Origin of the sequence: Curtobacterium sp. MCBA15_005, assembly GCF_001864855.1 — a bacterium.
Classification (GTDB): domain Bacteria; phylum Actinomycetota; class Actinomycetes; order Actinomycetales; family Microbacteriaceae; genus Curtobacterium; species Curtobacterium flaccumfaciens.
Genome location: NZ_MJGL01000014.1, coordinates 38,399 through 59,650, shown reverse-complemented (window position 1 = coordinate 59,650; position 21,252 = coordinate 38,399). Strand labels below are relative to the sequence as shown.

Here is a 21,252-nt window from a genome sequence, read left to right as displayed (position 1 = left end):
CCGCCCCTCGCCCTGGTCGCACGACACGCCACGTGCGTCGCGCCGGGGGTGCAGAACGCGTCGGTTCGCGGACGCGCAGGCGACACTTCGTGCCGCCCCGGCGAACCTGAGCGGCATGTCGTGACCGCTCGACGGCGGGGTTCGGCAGGCGGACCGGGTCCAGGCAGACCCGGTCAGGCGGGCAGGGTCGCGACGACGCAGGTGCCGTCGACCTCGGCGTCCCGCTCGACCACGGCGGAGAAGCCGGCGGCCGTGAAGGCAGCGGCGGACGCCTCGGCCTGGGCCTCGGACACCTCGATGACGACGGCACCACCGGGACGGAGCCACTCCCCCGCACCCGCGGCGATCCGCCGGTGCAGGTCGAGGCCGTCCACACCTCCGTCGAGGGCGACGCGGTGTTCGTGCTCGCGGGCCTCGGTCGGCATGAGTTCGATCGAGGCCGTCGGCACGTACGGGGCGTTCACCGCGATGACCGCCACGGCGCCGCGGAACCGATCGGGCAACGGCGCGAACAGGTCACCCGCGACGACGATGCCGCGGTCGCCGATGTTCTCGGCTGCGACGTCGACGGCGTCCGGGTCGATGTCGGTGGCGACGAGGTCGAGCGCGCCGACCCGACCGAACAGGGCCACCGAGATCGCGCCGGCGCCGCAGCACAGGTCGACCACGCGGTCGTAGCGCTGCAGCCGACGCGCAGCCTGCTCGACGACGACGGTGGTGCGGGCTCGCGGCACGAAGACGCCGGGGGTCACCCGGATGCGGTGCCCGTCGAAGGCGGCCCAGCCGAGCACGTACTCGAGCGGCTCACCGGCCAGCCGACGCTGCACGAGGGTTCGGAGTCGCACCGGCTCACCGTCACCGGCCTCGAGCAACAGGTCGGCTTCGTCCTCGGCGAAGACGCTCCCCGCGGCCCGGAGCCGGGCCGCGAGGGCGTCACGCGCGGGATGTGTCAAGCGGCGCCGTCGAACATCGACGTCACGGAGCCGTCGTCGAAGACCTCGTGGATGGCACGGGCGATGAGCGGGGCGATCGGCAGGACCTCGAGGCGGTCCCAGCGCTTGTCCATCGGCAGGGGCAGGGTGTCCGTCACGACCACGCGGTCGATGAACTCGCTCTGCAGCAGCTCGGTCGCCGGGTCGGAGAAGACGGCGTGGGTCGCGGCGACGACGACACCGGTGGCGCCGGCGTTCTTGAGCGCCTCGGCAGCCTTGGCGATCGTGCGGCCGGTGTCGATGAGGTCGTCGACGAGCAGGCACACGCGTCCGCTGACGTCACCGACGATCTCGTGCACCGAGACCTGGTTCGGCACGAGCGGGTCGCGGCGCTTGTGGATGATGGCGAGCGGGGCGCCGAGCTTCTCGGACCAGATATCGGCGACACGGACGCGGCCCATGTCGGGCGACACGACGGTGAGCGTCTTCGGGTCGAGGATCTGACGGAAGCGCTCGAGCAGCACCGGCATGGCGAACAGGTGGTCGACGGGGCCGTCGAAGAAGCCCTGGATCTGCGCGGCGTGCAGGTCGACGCTCATGATGCGGTGCGCGCCGGCGGCCTTGAACAGGTCGGCGACGAGGCGGGCCGAGATCGGCTCGCGGCCGCGGCCCTTCTTGTCCTGACGGGCGTACGGGTAGAACGGCGCCACGACCGTGATGCGCTTCGCCGAGGCACGCTTCAGCGCGTCGACCATGATGAGCTGCTCCATGAGCCACTCGTTGATCGGCGCGGTGTGCGACTGGATGACGAAGGCGTCGCAGCCACGGACCGACTCGTCGAAGCGGGCGTAGAGCTCACCGTTCGCGAAGGTCCGGGCATCGGTCGGCACGAGGTCGACCCCGAGCTCCTCCGCGATCTCGGCAGAGAGCGCCGGGTGTGCTCGCCCCGAGACGAGGACGAGTCGTTTCTGGCCGGTTGTCTTGATTCCGGACAAGTGCGGTGCTCACTCCCTGACCCACGAGGGGTCGATGTCGGCGACGGGTGGTCGCCGGGATCTATTCGCCGTTCGCGAGCCGAGCAGCCTCGGCCGCCGGTGTGCCGGGTCGGTGTTCCTCGACCCATCCGTCGGTGTTGCGCTGTGGGGCGTAGCTGATCGCGAGCGATCCTGCCGGAACGTCCTTGCGGACGGTGGTCCCGGCGCCGGTGTACGCACCGTCACCAATCCTAACGGGGGCGACGAACACGTTGTGCGAGCCTGTCCGGACGTTCGAGCCGACCTCGGTGCGGTGCTTGTGCACGCCGTCGTAGTTCGCGGTGATGGTGTTCGCGCCGATGTTGGAGTCCTCGCCCACCTCGGCGTCGCCGATGTAGGACAGGTGCGGGACCTTGCTGCCGCGACCGATCCGGGCGTTCTTCGTCTCGACGAAGGTGCCGATCTTGCCGTCGTCTCCGAGGATCGTGCCCGGCCGCAGGTAGGCGAACGGGCCGACCGAGGCGCCGTCCCCGATCACGGCGAGGGTGGCGTCGACGCGGTTCACGGTGGCGCGGGCCCCGACCTCGGTGTCGCGGAGTGTGGTGTCCGGCCCGACGACGGCGCCGGCGGCGATCGCGGTGGCACCGATGAGCTGGGTGCCCGGCAGGACCTCGGTGTCGGGCTCGATGGTGACGTCGAGGTCGATCCAGGTGGTCGCCGGATCCTGCACGGTGACGCCGGCGAGCTGGTGGCGGCGGACGATGCGGGCGTTGAGTTCACGCGCGGCGTCGGAGAGCTGCGCACGGTCGTTGATGCCGGCGACGAGCCACGGATCGGTCAGGGTGACCACGTCGATGCGCCCGCCGCGCTCGCTGATCAGCGCGGGGGCGTCGGTGATGTACTTCTCGCCCTGGGCGTTCGCCGTGGTGAGCGACGGCAGGGCCGCCCGGAGGTGTGCCACGTCGAACGCGTAGATGCCCGCGTTCGCCTCGGTGATGGTCAGCTGCTCGGCCGTCGCGTCCTTGTGCTCGACGACGCTGACGAAGGCGCCGGAGGCATCCCGCACGATCCGTCCGAGGCCGGTCGGGTCCGGGGCGATCGCGCTCACGAAGGTCGCCCCGTTGCCGCCACCGACGTGGGCGTCGACGAGGAGCCGGAGCGATGCGGCGTCGAGCAGCGGGACGTCGCCGGACAGCACCACGACGGCGCCGTCGAAGTCGGCGGGCAGTGCTTCGACCGCCACCTCGACCGCGCGGCCGGTGCCGGGGACGTCGTCCTGGTCGACGACGATCGCGTCGGGGGCGCGCTCGACGACCTCGGCCGCGACCAGGTCACGCTCGTGCCGCACGACGACGGCGACGTGCTCGGGGCTGAGCGACGACGCGGTGCGCAGGACGTGCCCGATGAGCGGCAGTCCGGCGAGCCGGTGCAGCACCTTGGGCGTGGACGACTTCATGCGCGTGCCCTGCCCGGCGGCGAGGACGACGACGGCGATGCGCTGGTCGGTCATGGACCCATCCTGGCGCACCGCAGCCCCGGCCGCCCGACGCGACCACGGCACTGTGCGGAACCGTGCGCAGAACCGCAGCCTGTGGACGGACCGGCACCGCGCCTCCAGGCCGCGCCGACGGCCCGCCGTGGATCAGACCCGCGCGCCCTGCGGTTCCCGCTTGACGAACGCCATCAGCACCAGCCCGGCGATGAGCACGACGACCACGCCGAGGATCCCGAACCGGGTCGACCCACCGACGGTCACCGCCACGCCGAACAGCGCCGGCGCGAGGAACGACGCGGCCCGGCCGGTGGTGGCGTAGAGGCCGAAGAGCTCGCCCTCGCGGCCGGGGGTCGCCAGCCGCGCCAGGTAGGCGCGGGACGACGACTGCACCGGGCCGACGAACACGGCGAGGGTCAGCCCGAGCACCCAGAACCACTGCGTCTCGTTGCCGGCGGCGAAGACCCCGACCCCGCACACGGCGAGGCCGACGAGCGAGACCATGATGAGCGCACGCGACCCGAACCGGTCGTCGAGGCGTCCGGAGACGAACGTCGCGATGCCGGCCACGACGTTCGCGGCGATGGCGAACAGGATGACCTGCGACGGCGTGAACCCGAACACCTGCGCGGCGACGATCCCGCCGAACGTGAAGACGGCCCCGACGCCGTCGCGGAACACCGCGCTGGCGAGCAGGAAGGCGAGGACGTTGCGCCGCTCGCGCCACAGCCGCGCGATGTCCCGGCCGAGGTCCGCGTAGGCACTGAACACGCCGCCGCCGCGGGTGCGGTCGGGCACCGCCTCGGGCACGGTGAGGAACAGCGGGATCGAGCTGACGGCCAGCCAGACGGCGGCGATGCCGATCGCGACGCGGACGTCCCACTGCCCGGTGGCGACGGTGGCCGGCAGCTGCAGGAGCCCGCCGACGACCCCGTCGCCACGGAAGTCCTGGATGCAGAGCACGAGCAGCACCACGAGCAGCACGATCCCGCCGAAGTACCCGGCCGCCCACCCGATGGCGGAGACCCGGCCGGTTCGTTCCCCGGAGGCGACCTGCCCGATCATGGCGTTGTAGCCCACGCTCGCGATCTCGTAGGCGACGGTGCCGATGCCGAGCAGGGCTGCGCCGAGCAGCAGGTACGGCTGGCTCGGCGCGACGAAGACCATGCCGCCGATCGACAGCGCGACGCCGATCGTGGCGATGAGGACCGACCGGCGGCGGTGCCCGGACGAGTCCGCGAGCCGCCCCATGGCCGGTGCCACCAGGGCCACGACGATGCCCGCGATGGTCAGTGCGGTGGACACGACGGCCGCGTTGTGCGCGAGCTCCCGCTCCACGATCGCCTTGCCGGCCGAGGACGTGTCGGCGACGAGCGCCGGGTCCACGAACGCCCGGCTGGCCAGGTACGTGCTGAACACGAAGGTGGTGACGACCGCGTTGAACGCGGCGGAACCCCAGTCCCAGAGCGCCCAGGAGACGAGCGCGCGCCGGTCGGTGCGCTGCGGCACGACGGCGGCCGGTGAAGCGGTCATGCGCGAACCGTAGCGCGTCCCGGTGACGCGGCGGTGGCCCCGTTCCGGGTCACGTGCCGGACGGGAGGCGCGGGGCGGCCTGGCCCCGAGCCTCCCGTCCGCCTTGTCCGCGCGCCCGCACCCCGCGTGCGCTTCCGCGGGTTCGCCCGCTCTGGTGCGAGGTCCCGCACTCCGTGCGAGGTCTGCGCGCCGTCACGGAGTACGGAACCTCGCACCGGACGACGCGCAGGTCGCTCAGGCCGGGACGCCGCCGGGGTAGACGACGGACTTGAGCGACTCCGGGTCGGTGTCGCTCTCGAGGGCCTCGCGGACGTCGTCGAGCCCGAAGCGACCGGTGACGAGCGAGTCGAGGTCGACCTGCCCGGACGCGACCAGCTCGATGGCGACCGGCCACGTGTTCGTGTACCGGAAGATCCCGGTGACCGTGACCTCGAGGTTCTGGATGTGCTCGACCGGAAGTGTCATCTCGGAGTTGCCGAGCCCGACCAGCACCGCGGCACCCGCCGGCCCGACCGCCTTGATGCCGTCCGACACCGCTCGGGGTGCACCGCTGGCGTCGATGAACGCGTCGACGGGGACGATGTCGGACGCGACGGACACGGCGGTGGGGTCGACGACCTCGGTGGCGCCGTACTCCAGGGCCCGCGCACGGCGCTCCGGCACCAGGTCGCTGACGACGATGCGCGACGCGCCGAAGGCCTTCGCGACCTGGGCGCAGATGATGCCGATCGGACCGGCGCCGGCGATGAGCACCGACGAACCGGGCACGATGCCCGCCTTGCGGACGGCGGCGATGCCGACGGACAGGGGTTCGAGGAGCGCGCCGGCCTCGAACGACACGGCGTCGGGCAGGACGTGCGCGAACTCGGCCTCGATGGTGACGAACTCGGTGAAGGCCCCGTCGACCGGCGGCGTCGCGTAGAAGCGCATGTGCGGGCAGAGGTTGTAGCGGCCTGCCAGGCACTGCGCGCAGCGGTGGCAGGGGCGCTGCGGCTCGATGGCCACGCGCTCCCCCACGCGGGACGGGTCGACGCCCGCGCCGACGGCCTCGATCGTGCCGGACAGCTCGTGCCCGAGGACGAGGGGCTCCTCGACGACGAAGTCGCCGATGCGGCCGTGGCGGAAGTAGTGCACGTCGGAGCCGCAGACCCCCACGGCGGCGACGCGGACGAGCACGTCGCCGGGGTCGACGGCGGGGACGGGGCGGTCCTCGACGGTGAGGTCCTGGGTGCCGAGCAGGACGCTGGTGCGCTGGGTGGAGGTCATGCGGTTCTCGCTTCCTCGGCCGCGTCTTCGCGGCCGGACGTGTGGGTGGTGGAGGGGTCGGCGGCGGACGCTGCGGGCGTGGTCGCCGGCGCCGGCGCCGGCGTTGGCGCTGGCGCCGCGGGCATGGTGGCGTCGCGCAGCAGCTCCGCGAAGCCGATCTCGGCGGCGCCACGGACCAGGACGTCGCGGCCGAGTGCCGCCGGGACGATGCGGAGCCGGTCGGTCATGGCGGCCATCGTCTGCGCCCGCACGTCGGTGTCGATCCGGTCGCCGACGTGTCCGAGCAGCGCACCGAGGAACCCGCCGAGCACGACGACCTCGGGGTCGACGGTGTGGATGGCGTTCCGCAGTGCGGTCGCGAGTGCGGTGACCTGTCGATCGACGACCCGCTCCAGCTCGGGGCGGCCCTCGGCGAGCGCCGCGGCGAGCGCGTCGAGGTCGTCCGGCGGGGTGCCGGTGACCGCGGTGAGTGCGGAGCGCGAGGCTTCGGTCTCCAGGCAGCCGATCGCACCGCAGTGGCAGCGGATCCCGTTCGCGGCGACGAAGGTGTGCCCGAGCTCGCCCGCGTACCCGTCGGCGCCGCTGAAGGGCCGGCCGGCGCTGACGATCCCGCCGCCGATGCCGCTCGCGCCGCCGTTGAGGTACACGAGGTCGTCGACGCCGCGGGCGCTGCCGTACAGCCGTTCTGCCCAGGCGCCGAGATTGGCGTCGTTCGCGGCCCGGACCGGCAGCCCCAGCCGTTCCGCGAGCGGTGCGGCGAGGGGTTCGTCACGCCATCCGAGGTGTGGGGCGTCGCGCACGGTGCCGTCCTCGACCCGGACGATGCCGGGCACGGCGACGCCGACCCCGACGATCCGGGCCGCGGGCCCGGTGCGGGCGAGGAGTGCTGCGAGGACCCGGGCGACGGCGTCGATCGCCTGCGCCGCGGTGGGCACGGTGGTCTGCGGCTCGACCAGCCGGTCGAGGACGGTGCCGTCGAGGCCGACGAGGGCTACTCCGACGGCGTCGATCTCGACCGTGACCGCGGCGGCGAGGACGTCGCCGGACGCCCGGACGACTCCGCTCGGCCGTCCGACACCGGTGCCGGGGGTCCCCGCGGCGGGGGTCTCCTCGTGCACGAGACCGGCGTCGACGAGTTCCCCGACGAGCGCGAGGATGGTGGAGCGGTTCAGGCCGGTGCGCCGGGTGAGCTCGGCGCGGGTGACGGGGCCGTCCTCGTGGACGAGCCGGAGGACGCGCGCGGCGTTGCCCGGCGTCGCCGTGGGCTGCCGTGCCATGGGTCCTCCTCGTTGGTGGGTGCGGTCGTGGGTGGGATTTCGGGCTGAGCGACGAGTTTCGCACCGGCGGGCCCGTGAACTGTCGCGCAGCGCGAAACCTCCGCGACCGCGACCGCGACCGGCCGCGTCGGCGACCGACCGCGACGGCCCGGTCAGCGCGACTGCGAGAACGCGGCGTCGAACGCGGCGTCCGGCGGCGCGATGGTACCGAGCTGCCGGACGAACGCCAGCGCCTCGGGCCCGCCGACGAGCCGGTCCATGCCGGCGTCCTCCCACTCGACGCTGGTCGGGCCGGCGTACCCGATGTGGTTCAGCACGCGGAACACCCGCTCCCACGGCACGTCCCCGTGGCCGGCGGTGACGAAGTCCCACCCGCGCCGGGGGTCGCCCCACGGCAGGTGCGAGGACAGCCGCCCGTTGCGCCCGTCGAGCTGCTTCACCGACTCCTTGCAGTGCACGTGGTACACCCGGTCGGCGAAGTCGAGCAGGAACGCGGCGGGGTCGAGGTCCTGCCAGACGAAGTGCGACGGGTCGAAGTTGAACCCGAACGCCGGCCGGTCCTGGAACACCTCGAGTGTGCGCTTGGCGGTCCAGTAGTCGTAGGCGATCTCGGACGGGTGCACCTCGAGTGCGAACCGGACCCCGACCTCCTCGAAGACGTCGAGGATCGGTGACCAGCGGTCGTGGAAGTCCTGGTACCCGGCGTCGATCATCCCCGGGGGCACGGGCGGGAACCCGGCGACGGTCTTCCAGATCGACGAGCCGGAGAAGCCGGTGACGGTGTCGACCCCGAGCGCCGCGGCGGCACGGGCGGTCCACTGCAGTTCCTCGGCCGCACGCTGCCGCACACCTTCGGGGTCGCCGTCGCCCCACACGTGCGGCGGGACGATGTCCTCGTGCCGCTGGTCGATCGGGTCGTCGCACACGGCCTGGCCGACCAGGTGGTTGGCGATCGTCCAGACCTGGAGCCCGTGGCGTTCCAGGATCGCCTTGCGCTCGGCGACGTACTCCGGGTCCGTCGCGGCGCGCCGGACGTCCAGGTGGTCGCCCCAGCAGGCGATCTCCAGCCCGTCGTAGCCCCACTCGCCGGCGAGCCGGGCGACCTCTTCGAAGGGCAGGTCGGCCCACTGCCCGGTGAACAGGGTGACCGGCCTGGAGGCCCGGGTCGTCTCCGTCGTGTCGCTCGCGTCCGTCGTCGTCATCGTCGTCGTCCTTCTTCGCGGTGGTCGGGTTCCGTCACCAGGATCCGGGTGCGGACCCGGCGGGGACGGTGGCGGGTCGCTCGACGCGCGAGTGCACGTCGACGACCGAGTGGTCTCGGGCGGCGGCGGAGACCGCCTCCATGACCTCGAGCACGTGGAACGCGAGGTCGCCGGAGGCTCGGTGCGGCCGGTCCGTCCCGATCGCGTGCGCCATGTCGGCGAGGCCGTAACCGCGGCCGGCGTCGGCGTACCCGGCGGCGACGGGCAGGTCGTGCCACGAGCGGTCGTCGGCGGTGGCGATCGACACGGTGTCCGAGAACCGGTTCGGGTCCGGGACGCCCAGGGTGCCGGCGGTGCCGTACACCTCGAACAGCGGGGCGCGGGTGGCCCACACCTCGAACGAGACGGTCACGGTGGAGACCACGCCGTCCTCGTGCTCGAGGATCGCGACGACGTGGGTGTCGATGTCGACCGGGATCGACGTGCCGGCGTTCGGCCCGGTGGCGATCGTCCGTTCGCGGGTGGAGCGGGTGGCGCTGCCGCTGACCCGGACGACCGGCCCGAAGAACGTGACGAGGCTGGTCAGGTAGTACGGCCCCATGTCGAGGAGCGGTCCGCCGCCCGGCTGGTAGTAGAACGCCGGCGCGGGGTGCCAGAGCTCGTGCCCGGGTGCGCTCCAGGCGACGGCGGCACCGACCGGGGTGCCGATCGCGCCGTCGTCGAGGGCTGCCCGTGCGGTCTGGATGCCCGTGCCGAGGACGGTGTCCGGGGCGCTGCCGACGCGCAGGCCGGCGGCGCGGGCGGCGTCGAGCACCGGTGCGGCCTCGGCGGTGGACATCGCGAGCGGCTTCTCGCCGTAGACGTGCTTGCCCGCGGCGAGCGCCCGGGTGGCGATGTCGGCGTGCGCGGCCGGGATCGTCAGGTTGAGCACCACGTCGACGTCGTCGGCGGCGAGCAGGTCGTCCACGGTGGTCCCGCGCACGCCCTGGGCGGCACCGACCTGCTGGGCACGGGCCACGTCGAGGTCGGCGACCGCGGCGAGCTCGAGGCCGGCCAGGGCCGGGAAGTGCTCGAAGTACTGCTGGCTGATGACCCCGACGCCGACCACGCCGACGCGGAGCACCCCCTCGTTCACCGTGCTGCCCACAGGAGTCCCCGTTCGATGATGGTGCGGACCGGCTGCGACTCGACGATCTCGATCCGGTGTCCGGGGGCCGAGACGAAGATCCGTCCCTTCCCCCACTGCCGGGTCCAGATCGCCGGTGCGGTGACCGGCCGGTTCCAGGGGTCCCACGAGCGGGCCTCCTGCGTGGTGGTGGCGAGGACGTCGTCGTACTCGTCGCTCAGCACCCAGTACTGCTCGGTGACGAGGTCGAAGTCGTCGATGCCCTGGGTGATGGGGTGCTCGTGCCCGAGGTCGGTGATGTGCACCGTGTAGGGGATGTAGTTGTCCGACTGCTCCCCGACCCGTTCGTCGGGGTGCTTGCCCGCGTGGTGGGCGAACTGCCCTCCGATCATGTGCAGGTAGTCGGCGTTGTCGCGGTACGAGTCCGCGATGCCGCCGTGCCAGCCGGCCAGGCCGGTGCCGTTCAGGACGGCCCGCTGCAGACCGGCGAACTCGTCGGCGGCGATGGTCGTCATGGTGTTCACCTGGACGATCAGGTCGACTGTGTCCATGTACTCCTGGTCGGCGTACACGGCGGGCGATCCCTCGACCCGGACCGCGAAGCCGTGGTCCTGCAGGAACGGGATGAACAGGTCGGTGGTCTCGACGGGCTGGTGGCCGTCCCACCCGCCGCGGACGACGAGCGCCTGGCGGGTCTGCTCGGCGGCGCTCACGAGGTCGCCGTCCAGGTGCTGCCGGCGGCCGCGCTGCGTTCGACCGCGTCGAGGACCCGCTGCACGTGCAGGCCGTCGGCGAACGACGGCGACGGGTCGGTGCCGGCGACGATCGCGTCGACGAAGTCCTTCACCTGGTGGCTGAAGGTGTGCTCGTACCCGATGAGGTGCCCGGTCGGCCACCAGGCGGCCATGTAGGGGTGCTCGGGCTCGGTGACGAGGATGCGGCGGAACCCCTGCTCCCCCGCCGGGGCGTTCGACTCGTACAGCCGGAGCTCGTTCATCGACTCGAGGTCGAACTGGATCGCGCCCTCGGAACCGCTGATCTCGAGCGTCAGACCGTTCTTCCGCCCGGTCGCGTAGCGCGTCGCCTCGAACGTGCCGATCGCGCCGTGGGCCGCGCCGCCGTCGAGCCGCGCGGTGAAGAACGCGGCGTCGTCGACGGTGACCTGCCCGCGCTCGCTCGACGCGGTGCCGGAGAGCCCGACCCCCTCGGCCATCAGTGGACGCTCGGTCACGAAGGTCTCGAGGGTGCCGGACACGGTGGCGAGCGACGCGCCCGTGACGTGCTCGACCAGGTCGATCGCGTGCGCGCCGATGTCCCCGAGCGCCCCAGAGCCCGCGAGCGACTTGTCGAGGCGCCAGGTCATCGGGCCGTCGGCGTCGGCGAGCCAGTCCTGCAGGTAGAGCGCACGGACCTGGCGCACGGTGCCGATCCGGCCGTCCTGCACCAGCTGCCGGGCGAACGCGATGGCCGGCACCCGGCGGTAGCTGAACCCGACCATCGCCCGGACACCCTGTGCACGGGCGGCGTCGGCGGCGGCGGTCATCGCCTCGGCCTCGGCGACGGTGTTCGCGAGCGGCTTCTCACACAGGACGTGCTTGCCGGCCTGGAGCGCGGCGATCGCGATCTCGACGTGCGAGGACCCCGGGGACACGACGTCGACCACGTCGATGTCCGGATCGGCCACGACGGCACGCCAGTCGGTGGACGCCGCCTGCCAGCCGTACTGCTGCCGAGCGGCCTCGGTGCGTCCGGGATCACGCCCGACGATCACCGCCATCTCCGGCTCGGTGCCGAGGTCGAAGAACCTGGGGGCGGTCCGCCACGCCTGTGAGTGTGCGGCTCCCATGAAGCCGTGCCCCACCATCGCGACCCGCAGTCGTTGCTGCACCGTCGACTCACTTGCCATCCGCTCGCTCCTTTGCGATCACGTGCTTGCCACAGCCAACACTACCGCTTATGTTGGGCGCGGCAACATTTTGTTTCGACGACGAACGGTGACCACCATGGCAACGACGCCCACCCGTGCAGACAAGTTCTCCTTCGGTCTCTGGACCATCGGCTACAACGGCTCCGACCCCTTCGGCGGGCCGACCCGACCCGCGCTCGACGTGGTCGAGGCGGTCGAGAAGCTCGACGAGCTCGGGGCCTACGGCCTGACCTTCCACGACGACGACCTGTTCGCGTTCGGTTCCACCGACGCCGAACGCCAGACCCAGATCGACCGTCTCAAGGGCGCGCTCGAGTCGACCGGGCTCGTCGTGCCGATGGTCACGACGAACCTGTTCTCCGCCCCGGTCTTCAAGGACGGCGGCTTCACCTCGAACGACCGGCAGGTCCGCCGCTTCGCGCTCCGCAAGGTGCTCCGCAACATCGACCTCGCCGCTGAGCTCGGCGCGTCGACGTTCGTGATGTGGGGTGGCCGCGAAGGCTCCGAGTACGACAGCGCCAAGGACGTGCAGGCCGCGCTCGAGCGGTACCGCGAGGCCGTCAACCTGCTCGCCCAGTACGTCACCGACAAGGGCTACGGCATCCGGTTCGCCATCGAGCCGAAGCCGAACGAGCCCCGTGGCGACATCCTCCTGCCGACCCTCGGCCACGCGATCGCCTTCACCGAGACGCTCGAGCGCCCGGAGCTGTTCGGCATCAACCCCGAGGTCGGCCACGAGCAGATGGCGGGCCTGAACTTCACGGCCGGCATCGCCCAGGCCCTCTACCAGGGCAAGCTCTTCCACATCGACCTCAACGGTCAGCGCGGCATCAAGTACGACCAGGACCTGGTGTTCGGTCACGGCGACCTGCAGAACGCGTTCTCGCTCGTCGACCTGCTCGAGCACGGCGCCCCGCAGGGCGGCCCGGCGTACGACGGCCCCCGCCACTTCGACTACAAGCCGAGCCGCACCGAGGACATCACCGGCGTCTGGGACTCCGCGTCGGCCAACATGCGCATGTACCTGCTCCTCAAGGAGCGTGCTCAGGCGTTCCGCGCCGACCCCGAGGTGCAGGCGGCGCTCGAGACCTCGAAGGTCGGCGAGCTGTCGACGCCGACGCTCAACGACGGCGAGTCGTACGACGCGTTCCTCGCCGACCGCTCCGCCTACGAGGACTTCGACGCCGACGCCTACTTCGGCGGCAAGGGCTTCGGCTTCGTCCGCCTGCAGCAGCTCGCGATGGAGCACCTCATGGGCGCTCGTGGTTGAGCGCGCGACCGCACTCGTGGCGGGAGTCGACTCGTCGACCCAGTCCTGCAAGGTCACCATCCGTGACGCCGCGACCGGTGCGGTCGTTCGCGAGGGACGCGCGTCCCACCCGGACGGCACCTCCGTCGACCCCCGCCACTGGTGGGACGCCCTCGGTGCCGCCGTCGCGGACGCCGGCGGCCTCGACGACGTCGGTGCCGTCGCCATCGCCGGGCAGCAGCACGGCATGGTCGCGCTCGACGCCGACGGTCGCGTGGTCCGCGACGCCCTGCTCTGGAACGACGTGCGCAGTGCGGACGCGGCCGCGCAGATGGTCGACGAGCTCGGCCAGGAGGCGTGGGTCGCCCGGACGGGGCTGGTGCCGGTCGCGTCGTTCACCGGTACCAAGCTGCGGTGGCTCCGCGATGCGGAGCCCGAGAACGCGGCCCGCGTCGCGGCCGTGGCGCTCCCCCACGACTGGCTGTCGTGGCGGCTCCGCGGCCACGGCCCGGCGGACGAGAGCCCGCTCGGCCCCGACCTCGACGCCCTGGCGACGGACGCATCCGACGCCAGCGGTACGGGGTACTGGGACCCGGTGCGCCGCGAGTACGACCCGGAGCTGTTCGAGCTCGCGCTCGGGCGACCGATGCGTCCGGCGTCGATGGGTGACGACGACGCCGTGGTCGTGCCCCGCGTGGTCGCTCCCGACGAGGCCATGGGCACCCTGTCCACCGATGTCGAGCTGCCCGGCGGCGCGATCGCGCGGACCGGCCTCGTCGTCGGCGCCGGACTCGGTGACAACGCCGGGGCAGCGCTCGGCCTGGGTCTCGGCCCGGGCGACGTCGCGGTGTCCCTCGGCACCAGCGGCACGGTCTTCGGGGTCAGCGACGCCGAGGTGCGTGACCCGAGCGGGACCGTGGCGGGCTTCGCCGACGGGACCGGGTCGCGCCTCCCGATCGTCACGACGCTCAACGCGGCCCGCGTGCTCGAGGTGATCGGCGGCCTGCTCGGCGTCGACCACGACGCACTCGGCGAGCTGGCGCTGCAGGCGCCGGCCGGGGCCGACGGCCTCGTCCTGGTGCCGTACTTCGTCGGCGAGCGCACGCCCAACCGGCCGGACGCGACCGCGTCGCTGTTCGGCATGACGCCGGCGACCACCGACCGGGCGCACCTGGCCCGGGCGGCCGTCGAGGGGATGCTCTGCGCCCTCGCCGACGGACTGGCCGCGGTGCAGGACACCGGGGTGTCCGTCGAGCGGCTGCTGCTCATCGGCGGTGCTGCGCGGAACCCGGCGGTCCGCACCGTCGCCGCACAGGTGTTCGGCCGTGACGTCCTGGTGCCGGAGCCCGGCGAGTACGTCGCCGCGGGTGCTGCGAAGCAGGCCGCGTGGGCGCTGACCGGCGCACTGCCGACGTGGGACACCGCGACGACCACCGTGCTGTCCGACCCGCACCCCGAGGTGCTCGAGCAGTACCGCGCCGCGGCGCGCTGACCGACGCACCGGATCCGACACTCCCCGCCCCCGGCGCCCTCCACCAGGGCGCCGGGGGCATCATCGTCCCCGGAGGACCCCCATGCCACTGACCGACCTGCCCCTCGACGCGCTCCGCGCCCACCGCTCGGACGTCCGTCGTCCCGCCGACTTCGACGCCTTCTGGGCGGACACGATCGCCGCCGCCCGGACCGCCGGCGAGGGGTTCGAGACGACCCTCGTGCCCGCCGAGACCCCGGTGACGGGTCTCGTCGTCGAGGACCTGACGTTCCCCGGGTTCGCCGGCGACCCGGTGCGCGCCTGGGTCAACCGTCCGGTGGTCGACGACCGGGGCGCGCTGCCGGTCGTCGTCGAGTTCCTCGGCTACGGCGGTGGCCGTGGTCGCCCGGGCGAGCGCGTGCACTGGGCCCTCGCCGGGTACGTGCACGTCGTGATGGACACCCGCGGCCAGGGCTCCGGGTGGGCCGGCGGTGACACCCCGGACCCGCACGGCTCCGCCCCGCACGCCAGCGGCTGGATGACGAGCGGCATCGGCTCACCGGCCGACCACTACTACCGCCGCGTCTACACCGACGCCGTGCGGCTCGTCGAGGCGGTGCGGACGCTGCCCGGGATCGACCCCGAGCGCATCGCCCTGACCGGCGGCAGCCAGGGCGGCGGCATCACGATCGCCGCGGCGGCCCTGGTCGAGGCACACGTCGGGCCGGTCGCCGCGGTGCTGCCCGACGTGGCGTTCCTGGCCGACTGGCGGAACGGCACCGACGTCGCGGTCGGGGGTCCGTACCTGGAGCTCGCGCAGTACCTCGCCGTCCACCGCGACGCGGCCGAGCGCGTGTGGGAGACCGCCGCGTACCTGGACGGGGTGAACCACGCCGCCGGCATCACCGCCCCGGCCCTGTTCTCGGTCGCGCTGATGGACGACGTCGTGCCGCCCCGCACGACCTTCGCCGCGTTCAACGCCCTCGGCTCCTCCGACCGCGAGATCGTCGTGTACCCGTACAACGGGCACGAGGGTGGCGGCTTCCGGCACTGGGAGCGTCAGGCGGCGTTCCTGGCGGACCGGCTGCGCTGACGGGTGTCGGGGGTCAGGTGCTCGTCTGGAGCGTCTTCTTCGGGTACTCGTCGAAGCGTTGGAAGTACGTGCTCGAGAACCGCCCCATGTGGCGGAAACCCCACCGGTGCGCGACCTCGGCCACCGTCGTCTGCGCCCGGTCGGCGAGCTGGAGCGCGATCCGGACCCGGTCGAGGCGGACCTGCAGCAGGTACGTCATGGGGCTCACGCCGACGTGCTGCACGAAGTTCTCCTGGAGCGTGCGGGGGCTGACCCCGACGGCCCCGCAGACGTCCGCGAGCTGGAGCGGCCGGTCGCAGTGCTCCGCGAGCCAGGCCTGTGCGAGCTGCACGGTGTTCACCGTCCGGCGCACCGGCCGGGCGTCAAGTCCGGCGTCCGTCCCGCCGAAGGCCCGCAGGACGGCCTCGGCCAGCAGCACCTGTGCGGACAGGTGGCCGCCCGGGTTGCGGTCGGGGTGCAGCGCGTTGACCGCGACCGCGTCGATGCGGGCGAGCAGCTGGGACACCTCGGCCTCGGTCGGGCGGGATCGCAGTCGGCCGGCGAAGCGGTGGTCGAACACGACCCCGTTCACGGCGTCGAGGAAGCCACCGTCCACCCGCAGCACCTGGACGGTCCCCGCCGGCACGATCAGCGTGAACGGTCGGTCCGTCGGCAGGAGCACCGGCACGCCGGGCCGGGTGGGCGCGTCGTCGTCGACCCGCAGGCACCCCGCGGTCGACCACGCCAGCACCGGCGTGCCGTCCGGCGTGAACGAAGCGGCGGTGGTCGTCGACACCGCCGACGACAGCAGTGCGACGTTGTGGTGGCGCACCGTCCGGTGGCGGAACGCGAACCGGTCGGTGGGTGCGAACCGGACGTCGCGACCGTCGTACACGGCACGCACCGTCCGGACGGCGTCCGCGGGGGTCCGGCCGCACCGCTCGGCCGTCCGGGGCGCGTGGCCGACGGCAGCCCGCGGGACGGTGTCGCTGCTCACTGGCCCGATCCTCGCCGGGCGCGGAGGTCCGCGAAGGTGAACCGCTCGCGGTCGACGTCGTCCTCGGACTGCACGATCCACCCGCGTCGGGCAGCGCGTGCCCGAGCCCGGTAGGAGGTGATGTGGACCGGGGCGACCCCCGGTGCACGCTCGTAACCACTCATCAGATCCTCCGATCTGTCCCCGTGCCTCCGACCCTGTTCGGAGGGGGACAGTTTGAGTACCTCTTGGACGATAAGCGCCCTCACCGGGGTCCACAATGGCCCCCGAACGGGTGCGATCCACATCCGCGCACCCCGGATAACGGCGGCGTCGTGGCGTCGGAGGCCGATCCGCCCGACCGACTCGTACGCTCCACGTATGGACCAGGCACCGACCACGGCGAGTGGTCCCGAGCACGGCGGAGCACGGCTGTCCCGCACCGTGCACGAGGCGCTGCGGTTCGTGCATGCCCACGCCCGCGACGCGATCTCCGTACCGGACATCGCCGCCGCCGCACACCTGTCGACCCGCGGCCTGCAGAGCGCGTTCCGGCGGGAGCTGCAGACCTCGCCCGCGTCGTACCTGCGCGGGGTACGGCTCGAGGGCGTCCGCCGCGACCTGCTGTCGATGACACCGGCCGACCGCCGCACCATCGCGGACGTCGCGAAGCACTGGCACTTCAGCAACGCCGGCCGGATGGCGGCCGAGTACCGTGCCGCCTTCGGCACCGCACCGTCGGCCGCGCTCCGGTCGTTCGACCCGGAGGACCCGGACCCCCGCGCCACGTCGGACCTCGCCGGGTCCCCGGGTGAGGGATCACGCTTCCGGATCGTGCTCGACTGCGAGGTGGAGGTCGACGACGCCGACGCGACGTTCGCCAGCGCCCTGCGCCGTGCCCAGGGCGACGACCGCCCCTGGCACGGCTACGACCCCGACGGCAGCGCGGCCGACGTCGTCGCGTTCCTGCTGGCGAGCGCCGTCCGCGGGGCCGCCGGGGACACCTCCGGCATCCGGCTGCGCGCGGTCAACCCGATGCTGCGGGCGCCCGACGAGCACGGCGGGTACCCGTCGGCCGAGCTCCCGCCGTGGTCGGCACCGGCCGTCCCGCCGTCGGCCGCCGGCACGGAACGGGACTGATCACGCCGTCGATGGACGAAAAGCGCCAAAGGCCGAGGAACCGAGGGAGGATGGACGCGGGTCCGGCACGTGCGGCGGGCCCCATCCGACGGAAGGCAGCGCCATGGGCCAGCTCATCTACGACTCGCAACCCCTCGAGCTCCGCCTCGACGACCGTGCGCTCACGCACCTGCAGATCGTCATCGTGAACCTCATCCGCCGCGGGGAGAGCTTCGTCTTCTCGTGGAAGGACGACCCCGCCGTCGGCGGCGGCCGCAGCAGCATCTGGATCCACCCGTACTGCGGACTGCACTTCAAGTTCGCCGGCGGCAAGTCCCCGAGCGTGAACCGCTCCTGGCTCGACGAACTCTACGCCAGCGCGGCGAGCGGTTCCGGCCTCGTCCTGAGCCCGGAGCCGACGGACGCCGAGGGCCCGGTCTCCGCCGACGACGTCGCCGGGGCCCCGCCGGCACGCCCCACCACGACCATCAGCGCCTCCTGACCGGAGCGCCGCGTCGACGCCGCTCCGCGCTGCTCGCCGTCGTCCTCTCCGCAGGACTCGCACTCGCCGGCTGCACGACCCCGACCGCTGCCCGGGCCGACGGGTTCGACGTGACCGGCTTCCAGCCCGAGAACGCCGACACCGCCCTGGTGGACGCGAACGCCGCCACGATGGACGTGGTCGGCGTCGACGGGCTGCTGCTGAACCGCACGGGCACGAAGGTCACCGCCCCCTCGCGTTCTGCCGAGGCCCAGCGCAACCGGGCACACGCCGACGGGCTCACCGCGCAGCTGCTCGTCAGCAACTACTCCGAGGCCGACGGCGACTTCAGCGAGCCGATCGCGCGGGAGCTCCTGACCTCGCCCGCGAACCGCGCCCGGGTCGTCCGATCACTCGCCGCCGACGTGTCCACGGGCGGCTGGGACTCGATCATGATCGACCTCGAGGCGCTGACCTCGGCCGAGAAGCCCGGTCTCACCGCCTTCGCCCGTGAGCTCCGGGCCGTCGTCGGCGACGACGTCCGGCTCGACATCGCCCTGTCCGCGTCGACCACCGCCGCCGGGTACGCCCGCCTGGGCTACGACGTGCGCGCCCTCCGCGCCCCGCTCGACCACCTGACGCTCATGGCCTACGACCAGCACGGCCCCTGGGAACCGGACGCGCCCGGCCCGGTCGGGTCGCTCGCGTGGTCGTCCAAGGCCGCCCGCGCGCTCGCGACCCTCGCCCCCCGCGACCAGATCGTGCTCGGTGTCGCCGGGTACGGCTACCACTGGAAGGGGAAACGTCCGGCCGGTCAGCTCTCCGACGCCCAGGCCCGGCTCCGGGTCCGGAAGGCGGGCGCGACCGCCCGGTGGGACGCGGCGGCCGGCGAGTGGACCGCGACCCTGCCGAGCGGCGAGGTGCTCTGGTGGTCCGACGCACGCTCGCTGCGCGAGCGGGTCGCGCTGGCGGAGCGGCTCGGCCTGACGGGCGTCGCCGTCTGGTCACTGGACCTGTCCGACCGGATCGAACCGCCTCGGGTGACCGCGACCCGCTGACGGACGGGAGGCGTGGTTCGAGCCCGCACCGCGCCTCCTGTCCGTCACCCGGTCACATCCAGGGCACGTGGTGCGCGCTGTCAGTCCTGACGGCCGCCCTGTGGCGTCGTGGCTCCGCGACGCTTCGCCTGGTGCCGCGCGACCCGGTTGCGGTTGCCGCACCCCGCGGCCGTGCACCAGACGCGGTTGTGCCGGGGCGACGTGTCCAGGTAGACCCAGCCGCACGCGTCGTCGCCGCACTGCCGTGCCGCGCTGAGGTCGGACGTCAGCAGTTCCTGGGCGAGCAGGGCGATCGCGCCCCTCGGCCCGGAGAGGTCGGCCGGTATTCGCCACGACCACGACGCCCCGTCCGTGCCCCGCTCGATCGTCGCGCGCTCGAGAGCAGCGACGTACTCGGAAGCGATGTGGGCGGCAGCGCGTGGTGACGACTTGAACACCGCTTCGTAGACCGCCTCGCGGAGCGCCAGCACCGCGGCGTGCTCCCGCGCCGCGACGGCGGGCGCGGCCTCGGCGAGCCGGACGGTCTCCGTCGCGTTCCCGGGCAGGACCCCCATCTGCTCGCACCACGCCACGACGGCGTCGAAGCTGCTCAGGGTGTCGATCGAACGTCGGGGATCGAGTCGCCAGTGCACGGTGTCGACGAGGTCGAGCGCAGTGTGTCCGCCCACTTCCGGGAACGTCGAGTGCGCATCGGGGGCCACCATGCTCCGAGACTAATGCGTGATCAGCCGTTGTGCCATGTGCATCGCCTGTGCCAGGGTCTAATGCATGACCAGCGTTCCACGCGTTAGCGCAGCACGGACCGGCCTCGGCCCGGACTTCACGCGGTTCTGGGTGGCGCAAGGCGCCTCGGCCGTCGGCGGGCAGGTGAGCGAACTGGCGGTGCCGTTGCTCGCCGTCGTCGTCCTGCACGCGTCCGCCGGCGAGGTCGGGGTGCTGAACGCAGCGCGGTGGTTCCCGTTCCTCCTGCTCGCGCTGCCCCTCGGCGTCCTGGTCGACCGCCGTCGCCGACGCCCGGTCCTCGTCGTGTCCGACCTCGCCCGTGCCGCCATCACCGTGGTCGTCGTCGTGGTGGCGTTCAGCGGGACGCTGACCCTGCCGGTACTCGTCGTCCTGGTCGGGCTCCTCGGCGCTTTCACCGTCGCGTTCGAGGTGAGCTACCAGTCGTTCCTGCCGACGGTCGCCGGACGCCGGCAGCTCGAACGCGCGAACGGGCGGCTGGAGGCGACGGCGGCGGCGGCCGAGGTCGGCGGCCCAGGACTCGGGGGGCTGCTCGTCCAGGTGCTGTCGGCACCGTGGGCCCTCGCGCTCCACGCCGTGACGTACGTGGTGTCGGCGGTCGCGCTGCTCGGCATCCGGGCGCCCGAGGCCCGCCCGACCCCGACCGGACGGAGCGCACTGCGGGACCTCGGCGAGGGCCTGCGGTTCGTCGGTCGCGACCGGTACCTGGTCTCGCTGGTCGGCTTCGCCGGGATCTACAACCTCTTCGCGCAGTGGGTGATGGTGCTCTTCACCGTGCACGCCGTGCGGCAGCTCGGACTGAACGCGGGGCTGCTCGGCCTCGTCTTCAGCCTCGGCGCGATCGGCGCCGTGGTCGGCGCCTCCGCGGCACCGTCGAGTGTCCGCCGGTTCGGTGCCGGGCCCGTCCTGGTCGCCTGCGCCACCGCCGAGTGCGTCGCGCTCGCAGTGCTCCCCCTGATCGATCCGTCGTGGTCGACGCCGGTCACGGTCACCGTCCTGATCGGGGTCTTCGCCGTGAACGGCACGGGGACCTCGCTGTCGAGCGTCGTCGCACTCACGCTCCGTCAGCTGCGTTCGCCGGACCGGGTGCTCGGGCGCGTCAACGCCACGATGCGCTGGCTGTCCTACGGCGTCATCGCGATCGGGGCTGGGCTCGGCGGCCTGGTCGGAGAGCTGCTCGGCACGCGGACCGGCCTCGCCCTGGGGTGCGCGGGGATCTTGCTCACCGTCGTCTGGGTCGTCGCCTCACCGCTCCGCGGCGTCCGCGACCCGGCCGCACTGGCCACCGACCCCGGGGGCGGTCGACGAGCGACGTGAGGGGAGGCATCGGTCGTGCCGACGCCTCCCCGCACTGCC

General features: G+C 73.0%; 20 protein-coding genes. 7 read left to right on the top strand and 13 right to left on the bottom strand.

Annotation, left to right across the window (positions count from 1 at the left end):
• Positions 1 to 173: 173 nt before the first annotated feature.
• From BIU89_RS09100 to BIU89_RS09055, 10 genes are all read right to left on the bottom strand, one after another.
• Positions 174 to 953: a putative protein N(5)-glutamine methyltransferase gene (locus BIU89_RS09100; RefSeq protein ID WP_071245983.1), complete on the bottom strand. Its 780-nt coding sequence runs from the start codon at positions 951 to 953 to the stop codon at positions 174 to 176.
• Positions 950 to 1,927, bottom strand: coding sequence for a ribose-phosphate diphosphokinase (locus BIU89_RS09095; protein ID WP_027464468.1), 978 nt, complete (start codon positions 1,925 to 1,927; stop codon positions 950 to 952). Before BIU89_RS09095 ends, BIU89_RS09100 begins: the two co-directional genes overlap by 4 nt.
• 61 nt (positions 1,928 to 1,988) lie before the next feature.
• Complete coding sequence (gene glmU, locus BIU89_RS09090; RefSeq protein ID WP_071245981.1) at positions 1,989 to 3,416, bottom strand: bifunctional UDP-N-acetylglucosamine diphosphorylase/glucosamine-1-phosphate N-acetyltransferase GlmU; 1,428 nt, start codon at positions 3,414 to 3,416, stop codon at positions 1,989 to 1,991.
• Between the two features lie 132 nt (positions 3,417 to 3,548).
• The gene (locus BIU89_RS09085; protein WP_071245980.1) at positions 3,549 to 4,931 is read right to left on the bottom strand and encodes an MFS transporter; all 1,383 of its coding nucleotides are present in this window, start codon (positions 4,929 to 4,931) and stop codon (positions 3,549 to 3,551) included.
• Positions 4,932 to 5,165: 234 nt separating this feature from the next.
• A complete protein-coding gene (locus BIU89_RS09080; protein ID WP_071245978.1) occupies positions 5,166 to 6,197 on the bottom strand; it encodes an NAD(P)-dependent alcohol dehydrogenase in 1,032 nt (343 codons plus the stop codon).
• Positions 6,194 to 7,474 carry an ROK family transcriptional regulator gene (locus BIU89_RS09075; protein ID WP_071245976.1) on the bottom strand — a complete coding sequence of 427 codons (1,281 nt, stop codon included), beginning with the start codon at positions 7,472 to 7,474 and terminating at the stop codon, positions 6,194 to 6,196. Before BIU89_RS09075 ends, BIU89_RS09080 begins: the two co-directional genes overlap by 4 nt.
• 152 nt (positions 7,475 to 7,626) lie before the next feature.
• Positions 7,627 to 8,676, bottom strand: coding sequence for a sugar phosphate isomerase/epimerase family protein (locus tag BIU89_RS09070; protein WP_051596489.1), 1,050 nt, complete (start codon positions 8,674 to 8,676; stop codon positions 7,627 to 7,629).
• Positions 8,677 to 8,710: 34 nt separating this feature from the next.
• Positions 8,711 to 9,823: a Gfo/Idh/MocA family protein gene (locus BIU89_RS09065; RefSeq protein WP_083404277.1), complete on the bottom strand. Its 1,113-nt coding sequence runs from the start codon at positions 9,821 to 9,823 to the stop codon at positions 8,711 to 8,713.
• On the bottom strand, positions 9,808 to 10,515 hold the full coding sequence (locus BIU89_RS09060; RefSeq protein WP_071245973.1) for a ThuA domain-containing protein: 708 nt from the start codon (positions 10,513 to 10,515) through the stop codon (positions 9,808 to 9,810). Before BIU89_RS09060 ends, BIU89_RS09065 begins: the two co-directional genes overlap by 16 nt.
• Positions 10,512 to 11,708 (bottom strand): Gfo/Idh/MocA family protein, encoded by a 1,197-nt coding sequence (locus tag BIU89_RS09055; protein ID WP_254791554.1) that lies wholly within the window; start codon positions 11,706 to 11,708, stop codon positions 10,512 to 10,514. Before BIU89_RS09055 ends, BIU89_RS09060 begins: the two co-directional genes overlap by 4 nt.
• Positions 11,709 to 11,805: 97 nt before the next feature.
• Between BIU89_RS09055 and xylA the strand changes: the two genes are divergently transcribed.
• From xylA to BIU89_RS09040, 3 genes are all read left to right on the top strand, one after another.
• Positions 11,806 to 12,999, top strand: coding sequence for a xylose isomerase (gene xylA, locus BIU89_RS09050; RefSeq protein WP_071245971.1), 1,194 nt, complete (start codon positions 11,806 to 11,808; stop codon positions 12,997 to 12,999).
• Positions 12,992 to 14,470: a xylulokinase gene (gene xylB, locus BIU89_RS09045; protein ID WP_083404276.1), complete on the top strand. Its 1,479-nt coding sequence runs from the start codon at positions 12,992 to 12,994 to the stop codon at positions 14,468 to 14,470. Before xylA ends, xylB begins: the two co-directional genes overlap by 8 nt.
• Positions 14,471 to 14,552: 82 nt before the next feature.
• Positions 14,553 to 15,542: an acetylxylan esterase gene (locus tag BIU89_RS09040; protein WP_071245969.1), complete on the top strand. Its 990-nt coding sequence runs from the start codon at positions 14,553 to 14,555 to the stop codon at positions 15,540 to 15,542.
• Between the two features lie 13 nt (positions 15,543 to 15,555).
• On the opposite strand, the gene BIU89_RS18765 is transcribed toward BIU89_RS09040, so the two are convergent.
• On the bottom strand, positions 15,556 to 16,518 hold the full coding sequence (locus BIU89_RS18765; protein WP_071245967.1) for a helix-turn-helix transcriptional regulator: 963 nt from the start codon (positions 16,516 to 16,518) through the stop codon (positions 15,556 to 15,558).
• Positions 16,515 to 16,682, bottom strand: a complete 168-nt coding sequence (locus BIU89_RS18490) for a hypothetical protein (RefSeq protein WP_163343324.1) — start codon at positions 16,680 to 16,682, stop codon at positions 16,515 to 16,517. Before BIU89_RS18490 ends, BIU89_RS18765 begins: the two co-directional genes overlap by 4 nt.
• Before the next feature lie 196 nt (positions 16,683 to 16,878).
• Between BIU89_RS18490 and BIU89_RS09030 the strand changes: the two genes are divergently transcribed.
• From BIU89_RS09030 to BIU89_RS09020, 3 genes are all read left to right on the top strand, one after another.
• Entirely contained in the window at positions 16,879 to 17,637 is a 759-nt protein-coding gene (locus BIU89_RS09030) for a helix-turn-helix domain-containing protein (protein ID WP_071245965.1), read from the top strand.
• A 103-nt stretch (positions 17,638 to 17,740) separates the two neighbouring features.
• Positions 17,741 to 18,118: a DUF7882 family protein gene (locus BIU89_RS09025; RefSeq protein ID WP_071245963.1), complete on the top strand. Its 378-nt coding sequence runs from the start codon at positions 17,741 to 17,743 to the stop codon at positions 18,116 to 18,118.
• 110 nt (positions 18,119 to 18,228) lie between these two features.
• Positions 18,229 to 19,155, top strand: coding sequence for a glycosyl hydrolase family 18 protein (locus BIU89_RS09020; RefSeq protein ID WP_083404274.1), 927 nt, complete (start codon positions 18,229 to 18,231; stop codon positions 19,153 to 19,155).
• Positions 19,156 to 19,235: 80 nt separating this feature from the next.
• On the opposite strand, the gene BIU89_RS09015 is transcribed toward BIU89_RS09020, so the two are convergent.
• The gene (locus BIU89_RS09015) at positions 19,236 to 19,859 is read right to left on the bottom strand and encodes a CGNR zinc finger domain-containing protein (protein ID WP_051596486.1); all 624 of its coding nucleotides are present in this window, start codon (positions 19,857 to 19,859) and stop codon (positions 19,236 to 19,238) included.
• A gap of 64 nt (positions 19,860 to 19,923) precedes the next feature.
• Here BIU89_RS09015 and BIU89_RS09010 point away from each other — a divergent pair, with 64 nt between their 5' ends.
• A complete protein-coding gene (locus BIU89_RS09010; protein WP_083404273.1) occupies positions 19,924 to 21,213 on the top strand; it encodes an MFS transporter in 1,290 nt (429 codons plus the stop codon).
• Positions 21,214 to 21,252: the final 39 nt, after the last annotated feature.

Coding starts and splice junctions, on each gene's coding strand:
- glmU (WP_071245981.1), bottom strand. CDS start 3,416: ATGACCGACCAGCGCATCGCCGTCGTCGTCCTCGCCGCCGGGCAGGGC.
- BIU89_RS09085 (WP_071245980.1), bottom strand. CDS start 4,931: ATGACCGCTTCACCGGCCGCCGTCGTGCCGCAGCGCACCGACCGGCGC.
- BIU89_RS09080 (WP_071245978.1), bottom strand. CDS start 6,197: ATGACCTCCACCCAGCGCACCAGCGTCCTGCTCGGCACCCAGGACCTC.
- BIU89_RS09075 (WP_071245976.1), bottom strand. CDS start 7,474: ATGGCACGGCAGCCCACGGCGACGCCGGGCAACGCCGCGCGCGTCCTC.
- BIU89_RS09070 (WP_051596489.1), bottom strand. CDS start 8,676: ATGACGACGACGGACGCGAGCGACACGACGGAGACGACCCGGGCCTCC.
- BIU89_RS09055 (WP_254791554.1), bottom strand. CDS start 11,708: ATGGCAAGTGAGTCGACGGTGCAGCAACGACTGCGGGTCGCGATGGTG.
- xylA (WP_071245971.1), top strand. CDS start 11,806: ATGGCAACGACGCCCACCCGTGCAGACAAGTTCTCCTTCGGTCTCTGG.
- BIU89_RS09040 (WP_071245969.1), top strand. CDS start 14,553: ATGCCACTGACCGACCTGCCCCTCGACGCGCTCCGCGCCCACCGCTCG.
- BIU89_RS18490 (WP_163343324.1), bottom strand. CDS start 16,682: ATGAGTGGTTACGAGCGTGCACCGGGGGTCGCCCCGGTCCACATCACC.
- BIU89_RS09030 (WP_071245965.1), top strand. CDS start 16,879: ATGGACCAGGCACCGACCACGGCGAGTGGTCCCGAGCACGGCGGAGCA.
- BIU89_RS09025 (WP_071245963.1), top strand. CDS start 17,741: ATGGGCCAGCTCATCTACGACTCGCAACCCCTCGAGCTCCGCCTCGAC.
- BIU89_RS09015 (WP_051596486.1), bottom strand. CDS start 19,859: ATGGTGGCCCCCGATGCGCACTCGACGTTCCCGGAAGTGGGCGGACAC.
- BIU89_RS09010 (WP_083404273.1), top strand. CDS start 19,924: ATGACCAGCGTTCCACGCGTTAGCGCAGCACGGACCGGCCTCGGCCCG.